Here is a 2,147-nt window from a genome sequence, read left to right on the forward strand (position 1 = left end):
CAATCACGCACGCGGAGCGGTCCGGCGGCCCGTCCGCGTTGTCGCACTTCGGCGGCTGCGGTGAGTTCGTTCGGGATGTCGATCGCGCATCCGAGCAAGCCGATCGCGCATCCGAGCAAGCCGATCGCGCATCCAAGCAAGCCGCTCGCGCATTCGAGCAAGCCGATCGCGCATCCAAGCAAGCCGCTCGCGCATTCGAGCAAGCCGGCCGTGCACTGCGCGTGGCCGTGGACCCGTGGAGGTGATGGATGGACGCGATCGATGTGATCCAGGCACTGTTCGAGAGCGAGGGCGCGCAGGACTATCTGGGCGAACCCGTCACTCAGGCCGAGCACATGCTGCAGACTGCGGCACTGGCCGTGCACGTAAAGGCGCCGGCACCGCTGATCGCCGCCGCGCTCCTGCACGATGTCGGGCACTTTCAAGGCGTGTTGACCGGGGCCGACCTCATGGAGGGGCGGGACAACCGGCACTCCGACACCGGCGCGGACTGGCTCGCGCAGTGGTTCGGCCCCGCGGTCTGCGAGCCGGTGCGGCTCCACGTCGCGGCGAAGCGATACCTGTGCGCGATTGAGCCCGGATACTACGACCGGCTGTCGGACGCGTCGAAGTTCACGCTCGGCGTGCAGGGCGGACCGATGACTTCGGAGCAGGCGGACCGGTTCGCGGCCTCGGAGTACGCCGCCGACGCCGTCACCCTGCGCCGGTGGGACGAGCAGGCCAAAGTGCCCGGGGCCGCGGTCGCGCCGTTCCGGGAGTACCGCCGCCTGCTCGTCACACTCGTGTCGGCTTGACGATCAGTTGCCGGTCGGCCGCGATGTCCGCCGATGGCGTGGTTGTGCGCTGGTCGTGGGTGGGATGGGCAGGTGGAGGTGCGCGGGTTGTGGTCGTGGGGTTTCGGGAGTGTCGCCGCGTGTTTGTCGTGCTGATGTCGGATTGACGATCAGTTTCCGGTCGGCCACGATGTCCGCCGGCGGCGTGGTTGTGCGCTGGGCGCGGGTGGGATGGGCAGGTGGAGGTGCGCGGGCTGTGGTCGTGGGGTTTCGGGAGTGTCGCCGCGTGTTTGTCATGCTGATGTCGGATTGACGATCAGTTTCCGGGCAGCCGTGACGGGCGCGCCGAGCGAAACTGGCGTGATGGTCACCGATGTGCCGTACTCCGCCCTCGGCCAGATCGCCGCGAACCCCGAGGTCCAGCGGGTGCGCGAGGTCGCGTTCGCCGCGCTGCACGTCGAGCCGGGGCAGCGGGTCCTCGACGCGGGCACCGGCACCGGCGAGGTCGCGCGCCTGCTCGCGACGAGGCTGGGCGGGACCGGCTCGGTCGTGGCCGTCGACGCGTCGGCGGAGGCCCTCGCGGCCGCATACGCGCGGGATGAGGGCACGTGTGTGCAGTACACCCAGGGCGATGTCTGTCGTTTGAACTTTCCCGACGGGTCGTTTGATGCGGTGCACTGTGAGCGGGTGCTGCAGCATCTTGCCGAACCGGACACGGCCGTGACCGAGTTGGCGCGGGTCACGCGGCCCGGTGGGCGGGTCTGTCTGGTCGACACGGACTGGGAGTCGGTGGCCGTCGACGGGCTGCCGTATCCGCTGGTCGCGCGGGTCCGGGCACATTTGCTGGCCACGGTCGTCGGGCAGCACCTGGACATGGGGCGCACGCTGCGGCGAAGGTTGCTGCGGGGCGGGCTGCAGGAGGTGACGGCGGTGCCGGTGGCGCTGTACTTCGCCGATCCGGTCGCGGCCGCGGCGGTGCTGCCGATGGTGAACCCGGCGGTGCCGGCCGAGGCCGGACTGATCCCGACTGACCTGCGCGAGGAGTGGTTCTCGGCCCTGGCCGAGGCCGGCTCGCGCGGTGACTTCCTGGCCACCCTCACGATGTGGGTAGCCGCAGCGACCGTCTAAGCGCCAGCCAATTCCGCGCACCGCCGCTCGGCCCGCTGTCCGTTCCGCACGCTGCTCGCCTTCGTGCACAGCTCGTCCTGCGCGCTGTCCGTTCCGGGCGTCGTCCGTTTCGCGCGCTGTCCGTTCCGCGTGCTGCTCGTCCTGCGCGCTGTCCGTTTCGCGCGCTGTCCGTTCCGCGTGCTGCTCGTCCTGCGCGCTGTCCGTTTCGCGCGCTGTCCGTTCCGCGTGCTGCTCGTCCTGCGCGCT

At 70.3% G+C, this 2,147-nt stretch carries 4 protein-coding genes; all 4 read left to right on the plus strand.

Annotation, left to right across the window (positions count from 1 at the left end):
- Nucleotides 1-245: alanine-zipper protein (locus ACIA8L_RS18770; RefSeq protein ID WP_395905965.1), on the plus strand; the 245-nt coding region annotated here is incomplete at its 5' end.
- A gap of 3 nt (nt 246-248) precedes the next feature.
- On the plus strand, nt 249-794 hold the full coding sequence (locus ACIA8L_RS18775) for an HD domain-containing protein (protein ID WP_395905967.1): 546 nt from the start codon (nt 249-251) through the stop codon (nt 792-794).
- A 342-nt stretch (nt 795-1,136) separates the two neighbouring features.
- Complete coding sequence (locus ACIA8L_RS18780) at nt 1,137-1,901, plus strand: methyltransferase domain-containing protein (RefSeq protein WP_395905969.1); 765 nt, start codon at nt 1,137-1,139, stop codon at nt 1,899-1,901.
- A gap of 63 nt (nt 1,902-1,964) precedes the next feature.
- The coding region (locus tag ACIA8L_RS18785) for a hypothetical protein (protein ID WP_395905971.1) at nt 1,965-2,147 on the plus strand (183 nt) is incomplete at its 3' end.

It is taken from the genome of Dactylosporangium sp. NPDC051541 (assembly GCF_044454505.1).
GTDB lineage: Bacteria > Actinomycetota > Actinomycetes > Mycobacteriales > Micromonosporaceae > Dactylosporangium.

Coding starts and splice junctions, on each gene's coding strand:
- ACIA8L_RS18780 (WP_395905969.1), top strand. CDS start 1,137: ATGGTCACCGATGTGCCGTACTCCGCCCTCGGCCAGATCGCCGCGAAC.
- ACIA8L_RS18775 (WP_395905967.1), top strand. CDS start 249: ATGGACGCGATCGATGTGATCCAGGCACTGTTCGAGAGCGAGGGCGCG.